At 69.5% G+C, this 20,951-nt stretch carries 24 protein-coding genes and 3 tRNA genes; 7 read left to right on the plus strand and 20 right to left on the minus strand.

From position 1 onward, the window contains the following. Window positions 1-165: 165 nt before the first annotated feature. On the plus strand, window positions 166-1,032 hold the full coding sequence (locus ETD83_RS01900) for a macro domain-containing protein (RefSeq protein ID WP_138643294.1): 867 nt from the start codon (window positions 166-168) through the stop codon (window positions 1,030-1,032). A 124-nt stretch (window positions 1,033-1,156) separates the two neighbouring features. Here ETD83_RS01900 and ETD83_RS01905 read toward each other — a convergent pair whose 3' ends face one another. After that, on the minus strand, window positions 1,157-1,957 hold the full coding sequence (locus ETD83_RS01905; protein ID WP_171063974.1) for a DUF4062 domain-containing protein: 801 nt from the start codon (window positions 1,955-1,957) through the stop codon (window positions 1,157-1,159). A gap of 78 nt (window positions 1,958-2,035) precedes the next feature. Next, entirely contained in the window at window positions 2,036-2,356 is a 321-nt protein-coding gene (locus tag ETD83_RS01910; RefSeq protein WP_138643296.1) for an ATP-binding protein, read from the minus strand. Between the two features lie 107 nt (window positions 2,357-2,463). Here ETD83_RS01910 and ETD83_RS01915 point away from each other — a divergent pair, with 107 nt between their 5' ends. Beyond that, complete coding sequence (locus tag ETD83_RS01915) at window positions 2,464-2,652, plus strand: DUF397 domain-containing protein (RefSeq protein ID WP_138643297.1); 189 nt, start codon at window positions 2,464-2,466, stop codon at window positions 2,650-2,652. A gap of 107 nt (window positions 2,653-2,759) precedes the next feature. Beyond that, the gene (locus tag ETD83_RS01920) at window positions 2,760-2,951 is read left to right on the plus strand and encodes a DUF397 domain-containing protein (protein ID WP_138643298.1); all 192 of its coding nucleotides are present in this window, start codon (window positions 2,760-2,762) and stop codon (window positions 2,949-2,951) included. A gap of 15 nt (window positions 2,952-2,966) precedes the next feature. Here ETD83_RS01920 and ETD83_RS01925 read toward each other — a convergent pair whose 3' ends face one another. Then, a complete protein-coding gene (locus ETD83_RS01925; RefSeq protein WP_138643299.1) occupies window positions 2,967-3,341 on the minus strand; it encodes a VOC family protein in 375 nt (124 codons plus the stop codon). Between the two features lie 98 nt (window positions 3,342-3,439). On the opposite strand from ETD83_RS01925, the gene ETD83_RS01930 reads away from it, so the two are divergent. Continuing rightward, window positions 3,440-3,850 (plus strand): VOC family protein, encoded by a 411-nt coding sequence (locus ETD83_RS01930; protein ID WP_138643300.1) that lies wholly within the window; start codon window positions 3,440-3,442, stop codon window positions 3,848-3,850. 73 nt (window positions 3,851-3,923) lie between these two features. Then, window positions 3,924-4,490 carry a hypothetical protein gene (locus ETD83_RS01935; protein WP_205717444.1) on the plus strand — a complete coding sequence of 189 codons (567 nt, stop codon included), beginning with the start codon at window positions 3,924-3,926 and terminating at the stop codon, window positions 4,488-4,490. A gap of 236 nt (window positions 4,491-4,726) precedes the next feature. Here the strand turns inward: ETD83_RS01935 and ETD83_RS01940 are convergent. The 4 genes from ETD83_RS01940 to ETD83_RS01955 form a co-directional block, all read right to left on the minus strand. After that, window positions 4,727-4,799: transfer RNA gene (locus ETD83_RS01940), tRNA-Glu, on the minus strand. A gap of 287 nt (window positions 4,800-5,086) precedes the next feature. Further along, a tRNA-Glu gene (locus ETD83_RS01945) sits at window positions 5,087-5,159 on the minus strand. A 25-nt stretch (window positions 5,160-5,184) separates the two neighbouring features. Next, window positions 5,185-5,256 (minus strand) — tRNA-Gln (locus ETD83_RS01950). Window positions 5,257-5,397: 141 nt separating this feature from the next. After that, entirely contained in the window at window positions 5,398-5,832 is a 435-nt protein-coding gene (locus ETD83_RS01955) for a VOC family protein (RefSeq protein WP_138643301.1), read from the minus strand. Between the two features lie 64 nt (window positions 5,833-5,896). Between ETD83_RS01955 and ETD83_RS01960 the strand changes: the two genes are divergently transcribed. Then, window positions 5,897-6,496 carry a PadR family transcriptional regulator gene (locus ETD83_RS01960; protein ID WP_171063975.1) on the plus strand — a complete coding sequence of 200 codons (600 nt, stop codon included), beginning with the start codon at window positions 5,897-5,899 and terminating at the stop codon, window positions 6,494-6,496. Between the two features lie 75 nt (window positions 6,497-6,571). On the opposite strand, the gene ETD83_RS01965 is transcribed toward ETD83_RS01960, so the two are convergent. The 5 genes from ETD83_RS01965 to ETD83_RS42215 form a co-directional block, all read right to left on the minus strand. After that, on the minus strand, window positions 6,572-7,225 hold the full coding sequence (locus ETD83_RS01965; protein WP_138643303.1) for a DUF2461 domain-containing protein: 654 nt from the start codon (window positions 7,223-7,225) through the stop codon (window positions 6,572-6,574). An 11-nt stretch (window positions 7,226-7,236) separates the two neighbouring features. Continuing rightward, entirely contained in the window at window positions 7,237-8,004 is a 768-nt protein-coding gene (locus ETD83_RS01970; protein ID WP_138643304.1) for a fumarylacetoacetate hydrolase family protein, read from the minus strand. Window positions 8,005-8,072: 68 nt separating this feature from the next. Further along, window positions 8,073-9,434 (minus strand): cellulose binding domain-containing protein, encoded by a 1,362-nt coding sequence (locus ETD83_RS01975; RefSeq protein ID WP_138643305.1) that lies wholly within the window; start codon window positions 9,432-9,434, stop codon window positions 8,073-8,075. An 83-nt stretch (window positions 9,435-9,517) separates the two neighbouring features. Then, window positions 9,518-9,889 (minus strand): tetratricopeptide repeat protein, encoded by a 372-nt coding sequence (locus ETD83_RS01980; RefSeq protein WP_138643306.1) that lies wholly within the window; start codon window positions 9,887-9,889, stop codon window positions 9,518-9,520. Between the two features lie 163 nt (window positions 9,890-10,052). Further along, window positions 10,053-10,220, minus strand: coding sequence for a hypothetical protein (locus ETD83_RS42215; protein ID WP_171063976.1), 168 nt, complete (start codon window positions 10,218-10,220; stop codon window positions 10,053-10,055). A gap of 95 nt (window positions 10,221-10,315) precedes the next feature. On the opposite strand from ETD83_RS42215, the gene ETD83_RS01985 reads away from it, so the two are divergent. Beyond that, window positions 10,316-10,615, plus strand: coding sequence for a hypothetical protein (locus tag ETD83_RS01985; protein WP_138643307.1), 300 nt, complete (start codon window positions 10,316-10,318; stop codon window positions 10,613-10,615). Between the two features lie 75 nt (window positions 10,616-10,690). Here ETD83_RS01985 and ETD83_RS01990 read toward each other — a convergent pair whose 3' ends face one another. The 8 genes from ETD83_RS01990 to ETD83_RS02025 form a co-directional block, all read right to left on the minus strand. Further along, window positions 10,691-10,978, minus strand: a complete 288-nt coding sequence (locus ETD83_RS01990; protein ID WP_138643308.1) for a GNAT family N-acetyltransferase — start codon at window positions 10,976-10,978, stop codon at window positions 10,691-10,693. A 38-nt stretch (window positions 10,979-11,016) separates the two neighbouring features. Next, entirely contained in the window at window positions 11,017-12,594 is a 1,578-nt protein-coding gene (cimA, locus tag ETD83_RS01995) for a citramalate synthase (RefSeq protein ID WP_138643309.1), read from the minus strand. A 260-nt stretch (window positions 12,595-12,854) separates the two neighbouring features. Continuing rightward, on the minus strand, window positions 12,855-13,958 hold the full coding sequence (locus ETD83_RS02000; protein WP_138643310.1) for a branched-chain amino acid aminotransferase: 1,104 nt from the start codon (window positions 13,956-13,958) through the stop codon (window positions 12,855-12,857). A 228-nt stretch (window positions 13,959-14,186) separates the two neighbouring features. Then, window positions 14,187-15,242 carry a 3-isopropylmalate dehydrogenase gene (locus ETD83_RS02005; protein WP_138643311.1) on the minus strand — a complete coding sequence of 352 codons (1,056 nt, stop codon included), beginning with the start codon at window positions 15,240-15,242 and terminating at the stop codon, window positions 14,187-14,189. Window positions 15,243-15,280: 38 nt separating this feature from the next. Then, entirely contained in the window at window positions 15,281-15,979 is a 699-nt protein-coding gene (locus tag ETD83_RS02010; RefSeq protein ID WP_138643312.1) for a (2Fe-2S)-binding protein, read from the minus strand. A gap of 592 nt (window positions 15,980-16,571) precedes the next feature. Further along, a complete protein-coding gene (serA, locus tag ETD83_RS02015) occupies window positions 16,572-18,161 on the minus strand; it encodes a phosphoglycerate dehydrogenase (RefSeq protein ID WP_138643313.1) in 1,590 nt (529 codons plus the stop codon). A gap of 241 nt (window positions 18,162-18,402) precedes the next feature. Beyond that, window positions 18,403-19,041 (minus strand): thymidylate synthase family protein, encoded by a 639-nt coding sequence (locus tag ETD83_RS02020; RefSeq protein ID WP_230420624.1) that lies wholly within the window; start codon window positions 19,039-19,041, stop codon window positions 18,403-18,405. Window positions 19,042-19,395: 354 nt separating this feature from the next. Continuing rightward, window positions 19,396-20,928 carry a DUF2079 domain-containing protein gene (locus ETD83_RS02025; RefSeq protein WP_138643315.1) on the minus strand — a complete coding sequence of 511 codons (1,533 nt, stop codon included), beginning with the start codon at window positions 20,926-20,928 and terminating at the stop codon, window positions 19,396-19,398. Between the last annotated feature and the right edge of the window lie 23 nt (window positions 20,929-20,951).

A 20,951-nucleotide genomic window follows, 5' to 3' on the forward strand; every position in this document is an offset into this window, starting at 1 on the left:
CTTGTGGTGAGACCTGTCCTACCAGAGGCTTCACGTCTGTGTGCATCTACGGCTCGACACCGGGCCCGTCCCCTGAGCGCGCTTCGTGGCTACTTCGCGCAGATCATTTCGCTGAGAAAACGTCAGTAGCTCGGGCCATGCGGCGATCACCGGGAGGCAGGAACAATGCTGACTCCCGGTGTCGCGCATGAGACCCTCCTCTCGGGAAGAACGCTCCAGTTGTGGGCCGTCACGTTCTTGACGTGCTTCGGAATCGCCTCGGCCGCGGCCGGGCTGATCGAGGCATTGTTCAATGACCCCTTCAAGCCGTTCGGCGCCTATTACCTCGGCGCCGCCCTCCTCGGCTGCTGCACGATCGCCACGGTCCGGGTGTGGCCGCGCAAATCCTTCTCCCGCTACTTCCCCATCCCCGGGACGACGATCACGATCGTCATCGGAGACCTCTTCGACCAGGACGGACACCTCATCGTCGGTGTGAACGACACCTTCGACACCGACACCACCTCCGTGATAGCCCCGCACAGCATCCAGGGCCAGATGCTCCACCGCGAGTACAGCGGCGACCTCCCGCGCCTGGACGAGGACCTTGAGAAGGCTCTCCGGGACGTCCAACCGGCCCGGCTGGAATCACGCGCCGACCGTCCACAGGGAAAGCTGGCGAGATACCCGGTCGGGACCGTCGCCGTGATAGGCGAAAGGGACAGGAGGTTCTTCTGCGCCGCCTATGCCACCTCGGACAACGGCAACGTCGTCCACTCGACCCTCGACCACCTGTGGCAAAGCCTCTCCGAAATCTGGGAGGCCGTCCGCCGCCACGGCGAACGGAGAACCGTCTCCGTCTCCGTCCTCGGGACGGGCCTCGCCCGGATCAGCAACCTGCCACCCGGCGACCTGATCCGCCTGATCCTCATCTCCTACATGGCCGCCAGCCGCGAAGCGGTCATAGCCGACCAGCTCCGCCTCGTCATCCACCCGACCCTGGCCGCCAACCTGAACATCAAGGAAATAGAAGACTTCCTCTCAGCTCAGTGAGAAGGATCGGACGCCGGCGCGTCACTCTCCCGCTCTTGCTGAAGTTGCAGAGCCGCCGCTAGCCCGATGGCACGTTCGGTAAAACGATAGTCATGCTCGTGCCGTTCCAAGATGCCGGAAGCGATCATGAAGATGAGAATTTTGTGGTGCTTTTGTCGGTCGGATATATGACGTTTTCAAACCCCCATTGTGCGCTCAATAATTGACCGATTTGATACTGAAGAGATTGCGGGTCAATTAAGCGCAGGGCAATCGGGGTCATCGCGAGGAATATTTCGTTCCACGTCATCCGAGCCGAGTATTTCGGTTCAAATACAACTGTTATCGATTCATCACCTCCCTCCAGGATCGAGTTCCGTGATATCGACCGTCGACCGATGCTGGACCGCAACGAGGTGAGTTCGGTTTCGAGTTCCATGATGCGCTCGCGGAGCGCGACGTCGCCATGGGTGTCGGCGCGCACCCAGCCGGGCATCGGATGCGATCGCCGCAGCCGGACCATGCCCCGACTCACCGCCCCGCCCAGGTCTTCCGGAGTCTTCCAGAATTTGCACAGCTTCTGGCCGACGAGTTCGCGGAACGAGGCGAGTGCCTTCTGCCCGGTTTCGGATACCTCACTGCGCTCCATCGGGATGCTTCCAGGATCACCATGGAGAAATCCCATTATCGGCTTCCCGGAGTCCCGCGCGTACTCGTATTCCATCCGGGTGTAGGAGATGCCGGTGGTGTCGTGCACGGATCCGTAGCGGCCGCCCACGATGACGATGTAGTAGTCCGACTCGTCGATGACCTGCTTGATGAGCGTCCAGGAATCGTCATCGGAGGCGGGGAAGAGCTCCATCCCCGCAGGTATGCAATCGAGTTCCAGGAGCGCCTGCATGACGTGCCTGCGCTCCTCCACAAGATCGGTGAAAGTCGAACTCACGAAGACCTGGTGGCGTGGGTCACTGGCCACGGCCCGCCCCTCTCGGCACGCGAATGAACGGCTAAGACTTTACGTGCCTCAAGGACGCGGAGGGACGGAAACGAGCCGTCCCTCCGCTTCGCCTTCAAGCGTTGAGAACCGCGAAGACGACCTTGCCCGCGTCACCCGCCAGCGGCCGGGCTCCCCAGCATCCTGAACCTCGACCCACACCACGCCCTCGGGCGTCCGCCCGATGCGGAAGATCGCCTCGTCCTCGGGCCCGATCGCGTACCGGATAGCGTTGGTGACCAGCTCGCCCGCGATCAGGCAGGGGACGAAGTCGTCCACACCCCACCCGCCCACCACAAGCCGCACGAACGTCCGCACCCCCGCCACAGCCCGCAGCACCCGCTTGACCACGACCCCGCAGACCTGTCCGTCCTGACGAAAACTCTGGTTGCCCTCCGCTCACAGGCACTCACGGAACAGATGTCACGCGAGTTGATCAGAAAGGTGGCCCAGGAGAAATGGACCTGAGAAACGCCAATTGGCATAAGAGCAGCCACAGCGCATCCAATGGCGGTAACTGCGTCGAGTTGGCCATGCTTCCCGGCGCGGTGGCTGTCCGGGACGGCAAGGACCCGGATGGGGCCGTCCTGCTGCTGGCACCCGCCAACCTTCGCGCGGCCATTAAGTCGGCGTCCACAATCCGCTAGACGCCCCCAATCGGCCCTCGTCCAGACTCGCCTTGCACAGACGTCACGGGCGAGGGCACCAACGTCCACGCCACATATGTCAGGGACGTGGCGGGCAGCCAAGAAGCATGGACCTGAGCAACGTCAAGTGGCGCAAGAGCAGCCACAGCGGCTCCAACAGTGGTGACTGCGTCGAGTTGGCCCGGCTGGTGGGTGCGGTGGCGGTGCGGGACAGTAAGGACCCGGACGGGGCCGTTCTGCTGGTGGCAGCCGCCAGCCTTCGCGCGGCTATCCAGGCGGCCGCTCCCGCGACGGCCTGACGCCAACCTGCCCCTTCATGTCTTGGTGGCTGTCACCATTACCGGGTGGCCGTCGGGGTCGGCGACGTAGGCGATGCGCTCGCCCCAAGGGGTGTCGGCGGGCGGCATGAGGACCGGATGTCCGAGGGCGGCCAGCTCTTCGATCGAGGAATCGACGTCGTCGCAGTACACGCACAGCTCGAAGAAGCGGCCGGAGATCGGTCGTTGTGGCAGCCCGTGAATGCCTGCTCCGCCGTCCGGGACCACGCCCAGGCCGATGGACGAGCCGTCGCCCAGTCGGAGTGCGACGAAGGTTGGCTTCCCGTCGTCCTCGAACCGGTAGGTCTCCTGGAAGCCGAGTGCATCACGGTAGAACTCAAGAGAGCGCTGCAGATCATCGCAGGCCAGCATGGGAAACGCTGAACGAAACTCCATGCCCCGCGACGCTACCGCCGCCCACTGACATCCGTGCTGGACGACCGGAGAGGGGCGCCTTCTAGTCTGGTGGGGTGCGGCTCGACTTGATCGCGATCGTTGTGGACGACTACGACCGCGCCATCGAATTCTTCACCGATGCCCTTGGCTTCGATCTGGTCGAGGACTCGCCATCGCGCACCAACGACGGCCGCCCGAAACGATGGGTCGTCGTCCGGCCGCCGGGCGCCGAGACCGGAATCCTGCTGGCCCGCGCGGACGGCGACCGCCAGTCCGCCGTCGTCGGAGAGCAGGTCGCGGGTCGCGTCGGGTTCTTCCTCCGTGTAGATGACTTCGACGAGGCCCACCAGCGTATGAAGTCCGCAGGCGTGGACTTCGTGACCGCACCACGTACTGAGCCCTATGGGCAGGTCGCCGTGTTCGTCGACATAGCGGGCAATCGGTGGGACCTCCTAGGGCCCCCTCTCGGCAGGGCCGTGCAATAGGCTTGCCTTTGCCTGGAACCGTCCAGTTGCCGCCAATCTCCGGGGGTCGGCGTGCGAGCCTGGGGAAGGACCTATGTCGGCAGCGCTGCTCAACGTCCTGATCGGCCTGGTGACCAGTGTCTTGAGCGGCGGCGTATGGGCGCTGAACCGCACGAAGCAGGCGCGGATGCTGAACCGGAGGGCCGATTTCTTCGGTCTCGAAGGTGGTGCGCCCTGTGTCGTGGTGATGAACGACAAGTACAGCAAGCCCGGGAGCATGGCCCAGGACGACGTCTACGCGCTCGTCGAGATCGCCATGCTAGGACGGGAACTGGGCAGTCCCGTCACCATCCGCCGGGCGCGGGAGTTCCGGGAGCGTAACGGCTCCAGTACCGAGTTCTGCATCGGCGGTCCGAGCGGCGGGTCCAATCCGCGGACCGGGGGGCATCTGGCCGCGCACCTGCCCGGCGTCACCGTCCTCCCCTTCAGCCGGGACGACGACTCGATGGCGTTCCTGATCGATGGTGAGCTTTTCGGTATGAGCCCGGTCAGCGAGAACGTGTTCTGGTGGCCAAATTCCGTCCCGATCCCGGTTCTCGGCCCGTCTTCCTCATTTGCGGGCAGACCGCCATCTCCAACCGCGCCGCCGTCCACTTCCTGAAGCGCCAGCACCGCGATCTGGCCGAGTCCCTGGAGAATGTCGAACAGTTCTGCCTGATCATCCGGGTGGACGCGATAGAAACGTACGGCTTCCAGGCGGCCACTCTGGAACGTGATGTCACCCGCGCCGCCTTCGCCCCGGTGAACGCCGGCAACGAAGCCGCGCGGGGCTGACCAGCGTTGACCGTCACAAAGCAAAAAGCCGCAGATCTGACGATCTGCGGCTGCGTCCTCGCGTACCCCCGAGCGGATTCGAACCGCCGTTACCGCCTTGAGAGGGCGGCGTCCTAGGCCACTAGACGACGGGGGCCTGCCAGTGCGCCCGCGCGATCTCCCGCTCGGGCCCCACCCACCTTACCGGACGCCGCTCACCGCCTCGACCGGGTTTCCGCACACCACGCCCGAGCACGAACCCAGGGTTCTTGGATGATGCAGATACAAGCCCTGCAGGAGCCGCGCCTAAGGTAGCCGTGCGTTCGACAGCGACCGCAACCACAAGGGGGCGTGGGGGCGGAGCCACCACATCGGGGGTCTGGGGGTCGCCCCCCAGATAGACACGAAGTCCGGCGAAGACGGCCAGAGGCCGTCGATTAGGGGTACCCCCGAGCGGATTCGAACCGCCGTTACCGCCTTGAGAGGGCGGCGTCCTAGGCCACTAGACGACGGGGGCGTGTGTCCGTTGAACGCGGACGCAGCTGGGGTACCAGGACTCGAACCTAGACTAAGTGAACCAGAATCACTCGTGCTGCCGATTACACCATACCCCAGTGAGGTACGGGCGCCCGTGCCGTTGGGGGCTGGGTCGCTCGCGCCTCGATGAGAATACAGGACCTTGGGACTGCGACCAAAACGATTGACGCAGCCGGCCCGCCGGGCCGGAGCCCCCGTCGACCCGGCCCGGCCGGGCGTCATCCAGGCGAGTCTGTGGAGGGGTCCGCGGGACGGCCCGCGGGTTCCATGGCGAAGAGTTCGAGCTGGATGTCGTCGGGGTCGCGGAAGCACAGGACGGGCCCGAACGGCGTCTCGGCGACCGGCGAGCAGGTGACGCCGAGTCCGACGAGGCGGGTGTACCAGTCTTCGAGGGCCGCGCGGTCTGTGACGGCGAAGGAGAGATGGTCGAGGCCGGCGTGGCGGTGGTCGAAGGGGCCGGCGGCGTCCCGGTGCTGGAGGAGGCCGAGGACGGTCAGGCCGTCGGGGAGGATGCAGATCGTCTCCAGCCGGCGGTCGTCGTCCTGCACGTAGAACGGGGTGAAGCCGAGGACGTCCCCGTACCACTGGACGCTCTTGTCACGGTCCGTGACGGTGAGGGCGAGGTGGGAAAAGCCGGTGACCGGCGGCGGCATGCGCACTCCTTTACTCCGATCCGGAGTATCGACGATACTCCGGATCGGAGTATCGTCAAGGCCCATGGCACGGGAACTGACGACGACGTCCTTCGCGATCCTGTCGTTGCTGGCCGTCCGGCCCTGGACGACGTACGAGCTCAAGGAGCAGATGAAGCGGGCCATGCAGCCGGTGTGGCCGCGCGCGGAGAGCGTCCTCTACGAGGAGCCGAAGAAGCTGGTCGAGCACGGGCTGGCCCGGTCGCGCACCGAGTACACGGGGCGGCGCAGGAGCACGGTCTACGAGATCACCGAAGAGGGACGGGCCAGTCTGCGGCAGTGGCTGGACGAGCCCGGCGCCGGTCCCGTGCTGGAGTTCGAGGCCCTGCTCAAGGTGGCCTTCGCCGACCACGGCGACCTGGAGCAGTTGCGCACGACGCTGCGGCGCATACGGGACGACGCCGAGCGGCGCGTCGCCATCACCGAGGCCAGGATGGCCGAGTACGAGGAGGGCGGCCCGTATCCCGAGCGGCTCCCCGTGATCGCGCTCCCCGCGAAGCTCCTGCGGGAGCAGAACGCGTTGCTGCTGCGCTGGGCCGAGTGGGCGCTGGACGAGGTGGAGCACTGGGACGGTGTGACCCCCCAGACCGGGGCCCGCGTCCCGCCGGACGCGTTCAGCGGGTGACGCCGCACCGCCGCCCAGCGGGCCGATCGATCAGCGAGCCGGTCAGCGGGAGCGGCCCGTCACGGGAGCGGCCCGTCAGCGGGTGAAGTCGGGTGGGCCTATGTGGCGTCGTCCCCAGTCGACGAGGGGGCGTAGGCGGCGCCACGAGTCTCGGACGCGCGTCACCACCTCTGGAGTCTCCATCCACGGGTCGGCGGGCCAGCCCTGGTGGGCGTACAGGGAGCGGTGGCGCAGCAGTTCCAGCCGTGGATGGTCGTCGGGCGTGCCGCGCGGACGGGTCTTGAGCCGGTCCCCCGCGATCTCCATCCCGGCGGAGCGCAGGTCGTCCACGATGCCCTGGAGCTCCGGGCCGTAGACGTCCGAACCGACCGCTTCACGGTATTGGCGGAGCTGGTCGGGCGAGGGCGCGTACATGCCGCCCGCGACCATCAGCCCGTCGGCGTCGACCTGGACGTAGAACCCCTCGCTCGTATGACCGCCCTGATGCGTCTTGTACGGCGTCTTGTCCTTGCTGAACCGGACGTCGCGGTACGGACGGAAGAGCTTGACCGCGCCGAACTCTTCCTCAAGCTCGGCGCACAGCTCCGTCAAGGGTTCGCGCACATGGCGTTCGTACGTTTCCTTGTGGGCCGTCCAGTACGCCTTGCTGTTGTCGACCTGCAAGCCCTCATAGAACGAGAACGCCTCATCGGTGAAGCCGCTGAAGCCGCTCACCTCGCCGGCAGCCATGACCTTCCCCTTCAGTCGCGGGCGACGACGCGGTTGGTGAGGCTGCCGATGTTCTCCACGGTGACGGTCACCTCGTCACCGATCTCCAGCGGCCCCACCCCGGCGGGCGTGCCGGTGAGGATGAGGTCTCCGGGCAGCAGCGTCATGACCTGGCTGACGTACTCGACCAGGGCCGGGATGTCGTGCAGCAGCAGGGACGTGCGGGCGTCCTGCCGGACCTCCCCGTTGACGGTCGTGGTGATGGCCAGGTCGGCGGGGTCGACCTCCGTCTCGATCCACGGGCCGATCGGGCAGAACGTGTCGAAGCCCTTGGCCCGCGTCCACTGCCCGTCCTTCTCCTGCAGGTCGCGGGCCGTGACGTCGTTCGCGCACGTGTAGCCGAGGATGACGTCGGCGGCGCGGGACGCCGGGACCTCGCGGCACATCCGGCCGATGACGACGGCCAGCTCGCCCTCGAAGTCGACCCGCTCCGACAGCTTCTGCGGGTAGGCGACCGCCTCGCCCGGGCCGATCACGGCGGTGGACGGCTTGGAGAACACCACCGGCTCGGCGGGTGGCGCGGCACCGCCCATCTCGCGGACGTGGTCGGCGTAGTTCTTGCCGATCGCGATGACCTTGCTGGGCAGGATCGGCGCGAGCAGCCGGACGTCGGCGAGCGGGAGACGCTGCCCGGTGAACGTCAGATCACCGAACGGGTGGGCCGCGATGGCGGCGACGGTGTTCTCCTCCACCACCCCGAAGGACATGCCTTCATCGGTGGAGAACCTGGCGATACGCATGGTCGAGAGCCTAGCCCCTGCCAGGGACACACCTCCGGCACCCCTGAACCCGCCTTCGGATCGGGCCGTCAGAAGCCGCAGGGCCGGGTGTTGAGCTCGCAGCCCTTCGGGGTGGACGTCGGTCCCGACGCGCCGAACTGGACGTCCCATGTCCCGCCCGGCGGAATCGCGGGCGCGCCGTCCAGGTTCCTGATCTCGACGCTCGAGCCGCCGCTGACGAGCCGCGCGCCCCAGATGTTCTTCACCACCGCGCCGGGGACCTGGAACGTGAGACGCCACGTCCGCATCGGCTTGCCGGTGCGGTTGGTGATCACCATCTTGCCCTCGAAGTACCCCTGGCTCTGCTGGACGAGCTGGTACGTGATGCCCTCGCCGTCCAGCACGGGGCCGATCGGCGCGCTCGGCGCGGCCGGGGCCTGGGTCGGCTGGCCGGGCGCCCCGCCCGAGGGCCCGGCGGTCTGCGGAGGCGTCGCGGGCGCCTCACCCGGCGGCGGCCCGCCGGGATCGCCGGGCGACGTCGGGGCGGCGGACGCCGACGACGGTGCCGGCGCGGCCTTCCCCGTCGTCTCGGAGCCCCGGTTGTACAGCAGCACCGCGACCGCGGCGATGGCGACGAGCAGCACGATGCCGATCAGCACGAGCAGCAGCAGCGGACGTCCCGAGCGGGACTGCCCAGGCTGCCCGGACGGCCCGACCGGCGGCACTCCCCCGGACGGCGATGCGACGGGCGGTACCGCCGGGGCGGTCGCTTCGTACGACGGCGGCACTGTCGCTTCGGCGGGAGGCGGCGGCGCGTACGCGTGTGCCTGCCCCTGCGCCTGCGCTGGCGCCTGCGCCTGCCCCTGCGCGGGAGTTTCACTGCCGGGGTTCGTCGACTCCGACTCCGCGCCGAACTGCTCCGTCCAGGGCGCTTCCCCGACCACGGGCCGCGCCGCCTGTGGTCCGGCGGCCGGAGGCGGCGCCTGCTCTTCCTCGGGCACCGTGACCGGCTCTGCCTGAGGCGCGTCCTGGCCGGGCATCTCGAATGCCATCACCTTCGGTGGCACGCGAATGTCGGAGACGGTCACGGAGGCGTGATCTTCTGGATCGTCCTCCGGATCGTCTACCGCGTCGTCCTCCAGGTCGTCCGCCGGGACGTCTTGGAGCGTCACGTTCGCGGGCTCTGCCGGGCCCTCGACATCGGCGTCCGCGACGAGGTCGTCTACCGGCATATCGGTGAACGTGACCGGTGGGCTGTCCTCGGATGCCGCGTCCTGGGAGGTCACGCCGGGGTCGATGAGATCGTCCACGGGTTCGTCGACGATGGTCGCCTCGGGCCCCGGCCCAGCGGCGGCCCGGGGATCCGCGGGCCTTCCGGGGACGCGGAACTCGGCGGTGGTCTTGTGGTCCGGGGGCACGTACCCGGGCTCCTCGCCGCTCAACTCGTCCACCCTCCACTGTCGTCGATCTCATGAAGTCCGACGACGGGCATGGGGGTTCGGTTCATGACGAACCGGGAGGTATCCGAAAGGCGTCAGCCGGTCGGGGAGGGTTCCAGCCCGCGCCGCGCCGCCTGCCGCAGCTGCCGGTTGAGCATGTCGGTGATCAGCTCGATGGCGTCGGGGGTGGTGGCGTCCTGCGCGCCGCTGAGCCAGCGCGTGGCCTCGGCCAGCAGGTCCTCGGCCGAGTCGGCGGCGGTGTCCGCGTCGGCCAGGCGGCCCAGCACGGCGCCGAGCCGCAGCGCCGCGTCCGCGCGGCCCGACTCGGCGGCCCGCCGGTACCAGCCCGCGGCCTGCTCCAGGTCGCCCTCGCGCTCATAGGTCTCACCGAGGCCGAACGCCACGTCCGCCCACGTCCCATCCGTCGGACGCCCAAGGTCCTCGGGGCTCCAGGGTCGGACGGGCATAAGATCACTCCGGCAGGTCGGTCAACTGAGAGACGGCACGTGGAACCGTCACACGTGCCGTACCGGTCCCATGGTGGACGCTCCACCCGAAATCCGCCACCGGTTTCGTATCTTTCGGCGAAATTTCTGCGCAGCCACCCCGATAATGGCGGAAACACGCCGTCTACGGGTACGCGTCCGTCTGGTCCCAGCCGTCGCGGACGGGCCATGAGGAGCGGAACCGTCCCAGGCGCGGCTGAGCGCCCATGGTCGGAGCCTCGGGCCACACCATCACCGCTCGCGTCTCCGGACCCGCGCCGCGCCGGGCCTGGCCTCGCCCACTGCTCTCCATGGCGATCACTCCTCGTCAGGCTTGCGGCCGCTGCGGGACGGTCCGTGCGGATTCGACACTCCCGGACAGGACGCCCAGGGCCGAGCGCCTATGGGTTGGACGATCGCAGGGCCCGCGAGACTTCTACGAGGAGGACCGCGGCGACGCCTACCGAGGCGGTCGTCGACCCCATGGTCGCGCACCTGGCCGTGGCGCTGCGCCGCCACAACCGCCGCGCCGCCGGCGCCGCCCGGATGCAGCTGCGGGCAGCACTGCACGTGGGTCCGGTGCGGCGCGGGCCGAAGGGCGTGTCCGGCATCTCGATCATCACGGCGCGGCGGACGGTGGACGCGCCCGCGGTGCAGCGGCGGGTCGCCGACACGGGCGCCGCTACGCGCGCGTCCGGGTGCGGCTGAAGGAGGCGTCGCTGTCGGCGTGGCTCACCCTCGAAGGCGGCGAGCCGCGGCTCCGCGCCGTCTGAACCCCACGGGTCAGGCGGCGACCAGGTCCTGGTAGTCGGGGTGCTTCTCGATCCACCTCTTGATGAACGGGCAGATCGGCGCCGGCGCGACCGACAGGCCCCGCGCGCGGACGTCGTCCAGAACGCCCCGGGCGAGCGCGCCGCCGACGCCCTTCCCCTCGAACGCGGACCCGACCTCGGTGTGGACGAGCGCGACGGAGCCCTCCCCCTTCTCGTACTCGACGAACCCGGCGAGCTCGCCGTCCAGCCTGATCTCGTAGCGGTCCTGCCCGGCGTTGTCGGTGATCTCGGTGCTCATGCCCCCGATAATGCCCACTGAGCCGCGAGAATTCCCTGTCAGCCCGCCTCGTGGCCCGCGCGGAGGAGGCAGTAGGTGACGGCCTCCTCCAGGGCCTGCCAGGACGCGGCGATGACGTTGTCCTCGACGCCGACCGTGCCCCATTCGCGCTCGCCGTCCCCGGACTCGATGAGCACCCGCGTGCGGGCGTCGGTGCCGTGCGCGCCCTCCAGGATGCGGACCTTGTAGTCGACGAGCTCCAGCCGCGCCAGCTCCGGGTAGAGGCGGCCGAGCGCGATGCGCAGCGCGTTGTCGAGGGCGTTGACGGGGCCGTTGCCCTCGCCGGTGGCGATGATCCGCTCGCCCTTGGCGTGCAGCTTGACGGTGGCCTCGCTGACCATGGACCCGTCCGGGCGGCGCTCGACGATCGACCGCCACGACTCCACCTCGAAATGCCGCTGCCGGACGCCGGTCAGCTCCTCGCGCAGCAGCAGCTCGAACGAGGCGTCCGCCGCCTCGAAGGTGTAGCCCTTGGACTCCAGCGCCTTGACCTTGTCCACGACGGCCTTGGCCTTCTCGCCGGACAGGTCGTAGCCCAGCTCGCGTCCCTTCAGCTCCACGGACGCGCGCCCGGCCATGCTGGACACCAGCATCCGCATGTCGTTGCCGACGGCGGCCGGGTCGATGTGCTGGTACAGGTCCGGGTCGACCTTGACGGCGGACGCGTGCAGCCCCGCCTTGTGCGCGAACGCCGACAGGCCCACGTAGGGCTGCTGGGAGCTGGGCGCGATGTTGGTGACCTCGGAGACGGCGTGCGCGATCCGCGTCATCTCGGCGAGCTGCCCGTCCGAGACCAGCGGCATCCCGCGCTTGAGCTGCAGGTTCCCGACGACGGTGAACAGGTTGGCGTTGCCGCTGCGCTCGCCGTACCCGTTCGCGCACCCCTGGACGTGGGTCGCCCCGGCCTTCACGGCGGCGAGCGAGTTCGCGACCGCGCAGCCGGAGTCGTCGTGGCAGTGGATGCCGACGCGGACGCCGAGCGACACGACGTCGTGGACGACGTCGGCCAGCTCGTCCGGCAGCATCCCGCCGTTGGTGTCGCACAGCGCGACGACGTCCGCGCCCGCCTCGGCGGCGGTGCGGACGGCCTCCAGCGCGTACGCGCGGTTCGCCTTGTAGCCGTCGAAGAAGTGCTCGGCGTCCAGGAAGACTCGTTGGCCCTCCGCACGCAGGTGGGAGACCGTGTCGCGGATCATCGCGAGGTTCTCCTCCAGGGTGGTGCGGAGGGCCAGCTCGACATGCCGGTCGTGACTCTTGGCGACAAGGGTCACGACGGACGCGCCGGAGTCGCGCAGCGCGGCAACCTGAGGGTCGTCGGCGGCCCGCACACCGGCCCGGCGGGTCGCGCCGAACGCGGTGAGCTGCGCGTGCGTCAGGTCGAGCTCTGTTCGAGCGCGCCTGAAGAACTCGGTGTCCTTGGGGTTGGCTCCGGGCCAGCCGCCCTCGATGAAGCCCACGCCAAGGTCGTCCAGGTGCCGCGCGATGGCGAGCTTGTCGGGCACGGAGAGGTTCAGCCCCTCCTGCTGCGAGCCGTCGCGCAGGGTGGTGTCGTAGACGTGGAATGCGTCGTCTTGCATAGCGTGGTACCCCCAGGGGGCTGCGCCAGGACACAAAAAAGACCCCTCACGGACGTGAGAGGTCTGCGCGCCGGCGCTGTCCCGTTAGCTGCTGCCGGCGCGCCAGCCGATAATCACGAGGCTGTCGCGCATGATGAGCGCCAGTCTGCCACATGGTTCCCGTTTGTGGGACATCCGTCTCAGATAATGAGACACAGGGGTGGCGTAAGAAGGGCGCGGCTCCGGCACGCACCGTGCCGGAGCCGTGGTCACGCCGGGAATCAGACGATCTTGTGGACCCAGCCGTAGGGGTCGGGACGGGTGCCGTACTGGATGCCGACCAGCGCCTCGCGCAGCCGCATCGACACCTCGCCCGGCTCGCCGTCGCCGATCGTCCACTCGCGGTCGGCGCCCTTGACCCGGCCGACCGGGCTGATGATCGCGGCGGTGCCGCAGCCGAACACCTCGGTGATCGCGCCGGACTCGCAGCCGGACTGCCACTCCTCGATGCTGATCTTGCCTTCCTCAGCGGGGATGCCGAGGTCGGGCGCCAGCTTGAGCATGGAGTCGCGGGTGACGCCGGAGAGGAGCGTCCCGGTGAGCGCGGGCGTGAGGAGCCGGGCCTGGGTGCCGGAGCCGTAGACGAACAGCAGGTTCATCGAGCCGACTTCCTCGACCCAGCGGTGCTCGACCGCGTCCAGCCAGACGACCTGGTCGCAGCCCTCCGCGACGGCCTGCGCCTGCCCGGCGAAAGAAGCCGCGTAGTTCCCGCCGGTCTTGGCCTCGCCGGTGCCGCCCGGCGCGGCGCGCGTGTAGTCCTGCGACAGCCACACCGAGACCGGCTTGATGCCCCGCGGGTAGTACAAGCCGGACGGGGACGCGATGACCATGAAGAGGAACTCGTTCGCCGGGCTGTTGACGCCGAGCGCGCGTGTGGTCGCGAACATGAACGGGCGCAGGTAGAGGCTGTGCCCCTCGGCGTCGGGCACCCAGTCCTTGTCGGTGCGGACGAGCAGCTCGATCGCGTCCACGAACAGCTGCTCGGGGATCTCCGGCATCGCCATCCGGCGGGCGGACCGGTTCATCCGGGCCGCGTTCATGTACGGCCTGAAGGTCACGATGGAGCCGTCCGGCTGCTTGTACGCCTTGAGGCCCTCGAACAGCTCCTGGGCGTAGTGGAACACCTGGCTGGCCGGGTCCATCGGGATCGGCCCGTACGGTTCGAGTCTCGCGTCGTGCCAGCCCCGGTCCGCGGAGTACCGGATCGTGACCATGTGGTCGGTGAAGTAGCGGCCGAAGCCGGGATCGGCCATGACGCGCTCGCGCTCCGCGGCGGTCGCGGGCCGTTCCGTGCGCGTGATCTCGAAGTCCAGGGTGTCGCTCATCGCGGTTCTCGTCCTCTCGCGGATCGCCGGCACGGCCCCATCGCCGTTGCGGCTTCCTAATCCCTATTGTCGTACTTCGTCCAGACTCACTCCTTCACCGACCACTCTTCCTCCTGCGCGGGGCCACCCGGGGCGGGAGAGTGTTCGTCACGGCGCACACTAAACCGGGCGCGCCGCGAGGGCACGCCCGGAGTTCTCTTTCCCGTGGACCGGCAGAGAGGCGCGCCCTCAGCCGGATACTCGCTTGGCGATCGCGTCGCCGATCTGGGCCGTGGGCCGCTCGCCCAAGGCGGCGCGCTCGGCGAGGTCGTCGGAGACGGCCTGCTCGACGCGGCGGGCGGCGTCGCCCGCGCCGATGTGGTCGAGCAGCATGGCGACGGAGAGGATCGTGGCGGTCGGGTCGGCCTTGCCCTGCCCGGCGATGTCGGGGGCGCTGCCGTGCACCGGCTCGAACATCGACGGCGCGGTGCGGGCGGGGTTGACGTTGCCGGACGCGGCGAGCCCGATGCCCCCGGCGATCGCGGCGCCGAGGTCGGTGATGATGTCGCCGAACAGGTTGTCGGTGACGATCACGTCGAACCGGCGCGGCTGCGACACGAAGAACATCGTGGCCGCGTCGACATGCAGGTAGTCGGTCGTGACCTGCGGGTACTCCCGCGCGACCTGCTTGAGGACGCGCTGGTACAGCTCTCCCGCGAAGGTGAGGACGTTGTCCTTGTGGACGAGCGTGAGGCGCTGGCGGGGCCGCGCGGCGGCGACCTCGAACGCGTACCGGACGACCCGCTCGACGCCGTAGGCGGTGTTGACGCTCTCCTGCGTGGCGACCTCGTGCGGGGTGCCCTTGCGCAGGACTCCGCCGACGCCGGTGTAGGGGCCCTCGGTGCCCTCCCGGACGACGACCATGTCGACGTCCTCCGCCGTCACGCCCGCCAGCGGGGTCGCGACGCCCGGGAACAGCTTCACCGGGCGCAGGTTGACGTAGTGGTCCAGCGCGAACCGGGCCCGCAGCAGCAGCCCGCGCTCCAGCGTCCCGCTCGGCACGCTCGGGTCGCCGACGGCGCCCAGCAGGATGACCTCCTGCTCGCGCAGCTCGTCCAGGACCGAGTCGGGCAGCGTCTCGCCGGTCCGGTGCCAGCGGGCGGCACCGAGGTCGTAGGACGTCCGCTCGAACGCCAGACCGCTGGACGGCGACACGGCGTCGAGGACCTTCAGCCCTTCGGCGACGACCTCTGGACCGATCCCGTCCCCGGGGATGACGGCCAGACGAACACTGCGGGAAACCATGCGCGCACTCTACTGCAAACGTCTCAGTGCGTGGGCTTTCATCTCACATCCCGGGACGATTGGTCCCGTTTCAGGAGGGAGCAGTCACCGCACATCCCGCCGCCCGGCACGCGGTAGTACAGGCAGCAGCTCCGCCGGACGTACCCGCCCGGCCCGAACTCCCCCGCCCCGGTCAGCGGCTCCCGCGCGAGCAACTCCAGGACCACGGCGCGCCGCGCGGTATCGGGCGGCCCCACATTCAGGCCCCCGACGAGAGCGGAGGCGGCGTTGCCCCAGACCAGGCCGTCCGCGAGCCCGACGAAGGTCGACATCGCGTCACGAAGCGGCTTGAGCAGGCCGTCCATGACCATGGGCCAGATGAGGGCGGCGGCTTCGGCGGCTTCGTCCACCCGCCACCCGGACGGCGCCCCGACCCGAAGAGCGATCGCCTCGCCCGGCGCCCAGCACCAGCGCAGCCCGGCCAGTTCGGGCACGATCCCGCGCGCCGCCGCCGCGACGACCGGCGACCACAACCGCGCCGCGAGGCCCTGGAAGAGTAGCGACGCCGCCACTCGCCGCTCCCCCGTCCCGAGCCGCTCGGCGTAGTCAGCGGTCAGCGCGCCGAGCCGGGCGGGCTCACCAGGGAACGGCCCGCAAGCGGGGCCGCCGTCCCCGATGCCGATCTCGAAGTACGGCCCGAGCCGGGCCACCTCCCGAAGCACCCGGCCCACCTCGGCGGAACCCGCGTCGAGCGCCATGCCCCCAGTGTCCCACCACACCGACCTCAACCGCCGCGACCATGCGACGACCTCAACGCTTGCGATCGCGTCCGAAGGCAGGTTTCGAGCCTGCGAGAAACCTGATCGCGCAGCGAGCCGCCAGGCGAGACGAAGCGATGCAGCGATCGCGCGCAGCGTTCGACGATGGAGGCCCTCTAGGGCCGAAGGAGGAGAGAAAGGCTAGTCGGCACGCCGGTCCAGGGCTGCCTGCAAGGCGCGGGCGGCTTCTTCTTCGGCGTCGTCGGTGGGGGCGTTGTTCAGGGTGTTGTTGTCCATGGTGGTTCGCTCCGTGTCGCTGTGTTGAGACCAGTGGGGCCGCCGGAGCGCCGTGGTTCGCACGGTCCGGCGTCGGCATCGGACTCACGGCCAGGCAGAGCCTCCGCAGCGGGTGCCGGCCTGCCGATGATCAGGCCCCGCTGCGGCAGCGAAGGATTACTACGAAGCGCCGCATGACTACCTGCGAGATTACCCCCGGACCAGCGGACTGTCCCGACCCGTGGCGGAAAATCTCACGATCTGAGACGTGGAGCGCGTGAGAACCGCCACGGGATGGGACAAGTCGCCGTGGGATCTAGCCTTCGAGGTCGACCCGGCGGCCCATGTCGGCGCCGACCTCGGCGGTGATGGCGTCGACGAGCTGCGGCGGGATGGCCGAGTCGACGGTCAGCGCGATCAGCGCCTTGCCGCCCTTGGCCGCCCGGCCGACCTGCATGCCGGCGATGTTGACCTGCTCGTCGCCGAGGATCTTGCCGACCGCGCCGACGATGCCGGGACGGTCGACGTAGGAGAAGAACGCCATGTGCTCGGTCGGGACGAGCTCCATGTTGTAGCCGTTGATCTCGATGATCCGCTCGGCGTGCTTCGGGCCGGTGAGCGTGCCGGAGACCGACACGACGCCGCCGTCGGCCATCGTGCCGCGCACCTGCACGACGTTGCGCCAGTCGGGGCTGTCCTCGCTGGTGGTGAGGGTGACCTCGACGCCGCGGTCGCGGGCCAGCAGCGGCGCGTTGACGAACGTCACCGTCTCCTCGATCACGTCGAGGAACACGCCCTTGAGCGCGGCCAGCTCCAGCACCTTGACGTCGTGCTCGGCGATCTCGCCGCGGACGACGACGTCCAGCCGGAGGGGGACGCCGCCGGCGAGGGAGGTGAAGATGCGGCCGAGCTTCTCGGCGAGCGGCAGGCCGGGCTTGACGTCCTCGGCGACGGCGCCGCCCTGGACGTTGACCGCGTCCGGGACGAACTCGCCGGACAGCGCGAGCTTCACCGAGCGGGCGACCTGCGTGCCCGCCTTCTCCTGCGCCTCGTGGGTGCTGGCGCCGAGGTGCGGGGTGACAACGACGCTGTCGTGGTGGAACAGCGGGCTGTCGGTCATCGGCTCGGTGCTGAACACGTCGATGCCGGCGCCGGCGACGCGGCCGTCCTTCAGCGCGAGGTCGAGCGCCTCCTCGTCCACGATCCCGCCGCGGGCGGCGTTCACGATCCGCGCGGTGGGCTTGACCAGCCGCAGCTCGCGGTCGCCGATGAGGCCGAGCGTCTCGGGCGTCTTCGGCAGGTGGACGGTGATGAAGTCGGACTCGCGGAGCAGCTCGTCCAGTGTGACGAGTTTCACGCCGAGCTGGGCGGCGCGGGCGGCCTGCACGTAGGGGTCGAACGCGATCACGTTCATGTCGAAGGCGGCGAGGCGCTGCGCGACGAGGACGCCGATGCGCCCGAGGCCGAGCACGCCGACGGTCTTGCCCTGCAGCTCGACGCCGGTGTACTTGGACCGCTTCCATTCGCCCTGCTTGAGGGCGCTGTGGCCCTGCGGCACGTTCCGGGCGGTGGCGAGCAGCAGCGCGATCGCGTGCTCGGCGGCGGTGACGATGTTGGACGTGGGCGCGTTGACGACCATGACGCCGGCCTTGGTCGCGGCCTCCACGTCGACGTTGTCGAGGCCGACGCCGGCGCGGGCGACGACCCGCAGCCTGGCGGCGTGCTGGAACACCTCGGCGGTGACCTTGGTGGCGCTGCGGACGATCAGCGCGTCGACATCGGCGACGGCGGGCAGCAGCAGCGCGCGGTCGGCGCCGTCGACGTGGCGGACCTCGTAGTCGGCTTCCAGCACGGCGATGCCGGCGGGCGAGAGTTCTTCTGCGACGAGGACGACGGGCTTACTCAAGGAAGACAGTCCTTCGGAAAGTGGATGGCCGTGTGAGTGTGTGCAGGTGACGTCTCGGGTCACCTCGTCGTGCCCTCGCCCCCAGGCGCCGAGTCTATCTCCCGGGGGCGGCCGCGGATCGCGGCGGGGAGACTCCTGCCGGTAAGTCCTGCTTTGCCGGAAGGTGCGCAGGGTGAGGCCCCGTCGGCGGCTTTCGGGGCCGGCGGTCCGGTCCGGTCTGGGCCGGTGCCGGCCGGGCCGCTCAGGCCGCGTTGGGCTCGGGCATCGCGACCAGGACGGACGCGACCTGCTCCGCGTCGGCGACGTGGACGTGCGGGACGTCCACGTACACGCGCAGCGGCCCGGCGGGGAGCCCCAGCTCGTCGGCGACCTGCACCTGCACCTCGCGGAGCGGGATGTAGGTCAGGTAGCCCCGGTAGACGTTCTGCGACCGGAACATCGCCGTCATGATCAGCCGGTAGCCGCGGATGCGGAAGGACAGCGCCGTCAGGCTGGGCAGCCCCTCCGCCGGCTCGCCGGGGATCGTCAGCGAGATCCACGCGCTGGTCGTCCAGGGCCTGGCCCGCAGCAGGTCGACGACCCAGCGGATCTGGTCGTTGCCCTCGAGATCGTGCAGCCTCGGCCAGTACCGCCCGCGGACGACGCGGCGCGTGCGCTCCTGGGCCCGCCGGACGATCCGCGCGCGGTCGCCGTGCTCGTGGAGGATCGGGTCCTCCCAGCTCAGTGAGCTGACCTCGAACAGCAGCGGCGGTCCCTCGATGATGGGGCCGCCCTCCTCCAGACCGGCCTCGCCGGCGCTCCAGACGTGCCGCAGGACGCCGATCCACGCCTGTCCGCAGGTATCCCAGCGCCGGACGTCCTTGTCCTCGTCCGCCGGCACGTCACGACTCCCCGCTGCAATTCATCCGATGGCCCGCATTGCGGATCGGGGAATAATCCGCCCGCGGCATTGCCGCGCGGGGGGCGATTTCCGTGTCGTCTCCGGCTCGTGTCTCTTCGTCGTTCTTGAACAGCATCACACCACTCATGCTCTCCGCCCCAATGCCGCTACGGCGGCGGTCGCACGAGTGTTGCGCGGGGTCCCCGCGCCGGCCGCGGCCGTCACGGCTTTCCTCAAGTATCAGGCAAGAAGCGCTAAAACGACAGAGCAATTTAGCCACAAGGTGCCTTCACCGTCATTCTGACCCGTGCTTCGATGATCGGTCAGCTGGACAATCTGTCCAAAATGTCGTGATTATGATGCGTCGCGGGTCCCGGACGTGCGGTGCAGCACGATGTAGCCGTCCTGCCGGAACACCTCGCGGTACCCCTCGGCCGCCAGTTCCTCGACCCGGCGCCGCTGGTCGGCCACGCTCGGGAACGGGAACTCCAGGCGCCCGACGTAGGCGACGACCCAGGGCGCGCCGCGCGAGTGCTCGTCCCACAGCAGGACGCGGGCCCGGGACGTCAGCGCGGGGCCGACGCCGTTGGCCGCCTCGACCAGCGCGCCGTCCGGGATCTTCGAGGCCGCGGCCGACGCGGCGCGGGCCCGGTCGTTCCGCGCCCACAGCGCGGGATCGGCGAGATGGCGGTACGCGAAGAACGGCACGCAGACGACCATCGCGGCCAGGACGGCGGCCGTCGGCAGCGCGGACGGGGCCCGTCGCAGAGCCGGGATCCTGCCGCGCAGCCGTGCCGCCCCGTCCACCGCCGCCAGGACGAGCACGGCGATGATGAACGCGTTGTAGTGGTAGTGCGGCTCCCACCAGTTGCTGAAGCGGCTGTTGAGCATCCGTTCGGCCAGCAAGGGCAACGCGGTCAGGGTCAGCGGCGACGCCAGCGGAAGCAGAAGCAGCGGAAGGACGACCAGCGCCATCGTCAGAACCTTCTGCGGCGGGGTGCCGAGAACGGCCACGACGTCCCACGGATGGGTCAGGGCGTGGACGGCCGCATGGGGCAGGTCAGGGCCGAGTGACCCGTACGCCCAGTAGTAGTCGTTGTCCCCGCCGAACGCCGCGATGATCACGCGGGAGCACACCCACGTGGCGGCCAGCCCGACGACGGCGTAGGCGAGCCCCGCCCGCCGGTCGCCCCTCGGCAGCAGGTCGCGCAGCCGCCTCGGCCTCGCTTCGAACCGGGTGAGCAGGTACAGGCCGAAGCCCGTGAGGAGCAGCCCCATGTCCTCCTTGACCAGCAGCAGCGCGAACGCCGCCACCGCCGCCTGGCCCCGCCGTCCGGCGTCGTGCCGCTCCACCATCAGCGCCGACAGCAGCGGGACGAACGCGACCTCGTGGAAGTCGAACGCGAGCGCCTCGGCGATCGGCCACGACAGGGCGTAGGCGCCGGCGGCGCAGTACGCGGCGCGGGCGCCGAGCCTGCGCTCGGTGAACCGCCAGATCGGCACGATCGCGAGCGCGAGCAGGACGGCCTGCGCGAGCAGCAGCGTCACCGGCCCGTCGTGGATCCAGTACAGCGGCGCCAGCAGGACGAGGATCGGCGAGAAATGGTCGCCGAGGACGGAGAAGCCGGGCCCGAACCCGTTGTGGACGCCCTTCACCATGGCGACCGGCAGCTCGAAGCGGCTGTAGGAGCGGATCGCCTGGTCGAAGATGACCAGGTCGTAGCTGCCCGACCGGAACGCCCGCAGCCGCATCAGCGAGTACGCCGCGTACAGCACGGCGCTCGCGCTGATCATCGCCGTGAGCGCCGTCCGCCGGCGCCCGGCCCGTCCCCAGCGGCCCGCCGGGACCTGCCCGGCAGGCCCCTCCACCGCAACCGCCTCAGCCACGCGCCGGACGCTATCAGCAGCGC

The sequence above is a fragment of the Actinomadura soli genome (assembly GCF_005889715.1).
Taxonomy (GTDB): domain Bacteria; phylum Actinomycetota; class Actinomycetes; order Streptosporangiales; family Streptosporangiaceae; genus Spirillospora; species Spirillospora soli.

What these genes read in the sequence shown, in the direction of transcription:
- ETD83_RS01925 (WP_138643299.1), bottom strand. Translation starts at nt 3,341, where the DNA reads ATGCTGGCCTGCGATGATCTGCAGCGCTCTCTTGAGTTCTACCGTGAT.
- cimA (WP_138643309.1), bottom strand. Translation starts at nt 12,594, where the DNA reads ATGCAAGACGACGCATTCCACGTCTACGACACCACCCTGCGCGACGGC.
- ETD83_RS01965 (WP_138643303.1), bottom strand. Translation starts at nt 7,225, where the DNA reads ATGGCTGCCGGCGAGGTGAGCGGCTTCAGCGGCTTCACCGATGAGGCG.
- ETD83_RS01990 (WP_138643308.1), bottom strand. Translation starts at nt 10,978, where the DNA reads ATGAGCACCGAGATCACCGACAACGCCGGGCAGGACCGCTACGAGATC.
- ETD83_RS01920 (WP_138643298.1), top strand. Translation starts at nt 2,760, where the DNA reads ATGGACCTGAGCAACGTCAAGTGGCGCAAGAGCAGCCACAGCGGCTCC.
- ETD83_RS01955 (WP_138643301.1), bottom strand. Translation starts at nt 5,832, where the DNA reads ATGCCGCCGCCGGTCACCGGCTTTTCCCACCTCGCCCTCACCGTCACG.
- ETD83_RS01900 (WP_138643294.1), top strand. Translation starts at nt 166, where the DNA reads ATGCTGACTCCCGGTGTCGCGCATGAGACCCTCCTCTCGGGAAGAACG.
- ETD83_RS42215 (WP_171063976.1), bottom strand. Translation starts at nt 10,220, where the DNA reads ATGGAGAGCAGTGGGCGAGGCCAGGCCCGGCGCGGCGCGGGTCCGGAG.
- ETD83_RS01915 (WP_138643297.1), top strand. Translation starts at nt 2,464, where the DNA reads ATGGACCTGAGAAACGCCAATTGGCATAAGAGCAGCCACAGCGCATCC.
- ETD83_RS02000 (WP_138643310.1), bottom strand. Translation starts at nt 13,958, where the DNA reads ATGAGCGACACCCTGGACTTCGAGATCACGCGCACGGAACGGCCCGCG.
- ETD83_RS02010 (WP_138643312.1), bottom strand. Translation starts at nt 15,979, where the DNA reads ATGGCGCTCGACGCGGGTTCCGCCGAGGTGGGCCGGGTGCTTCGGGAG.
- ETD83_RS02005 (WP_138643311.1), bottom strand. Translation starts at nt 15,242, where the DNA reads ATGGTTTCCCGCAGTGTTCGTCTGGCCGTCATCCCCGGGGACGGGATC.
- ETD83_RS01935 (WP_205717444.1), top strand. Translation starts at nt 3,924, where the DNA reads ATGTCGGCAGCGCTGCTCAACGTCCTGATCGGCCTGGTGACCAGTGTC.
- ETD83_RS01960 (WP_171063975.1), top strand. Translation starts at nt 5,897, where the DNA reads ATGGCACGGGAACTGACGACGACGTCCTTCGCGATCCTGTCGTTGCTG.
- ETD83_RS01970 (WP_138643304.1), bottom strand. Translation starts at nt 8,004, where the DNA reads ATGCGTATCGCCAGGTTCTCCACCGATGAAGGCATGTCCTTCGGGGTG.
- ETD83_RS01980 (WP_138643306.1), bottom strand. Translation starts at nt 9,889, where the DNA reads ATGCCCGTCCGACCCTGGAGCCCCGAGGACCTTGGGCGTCCGACGGAT.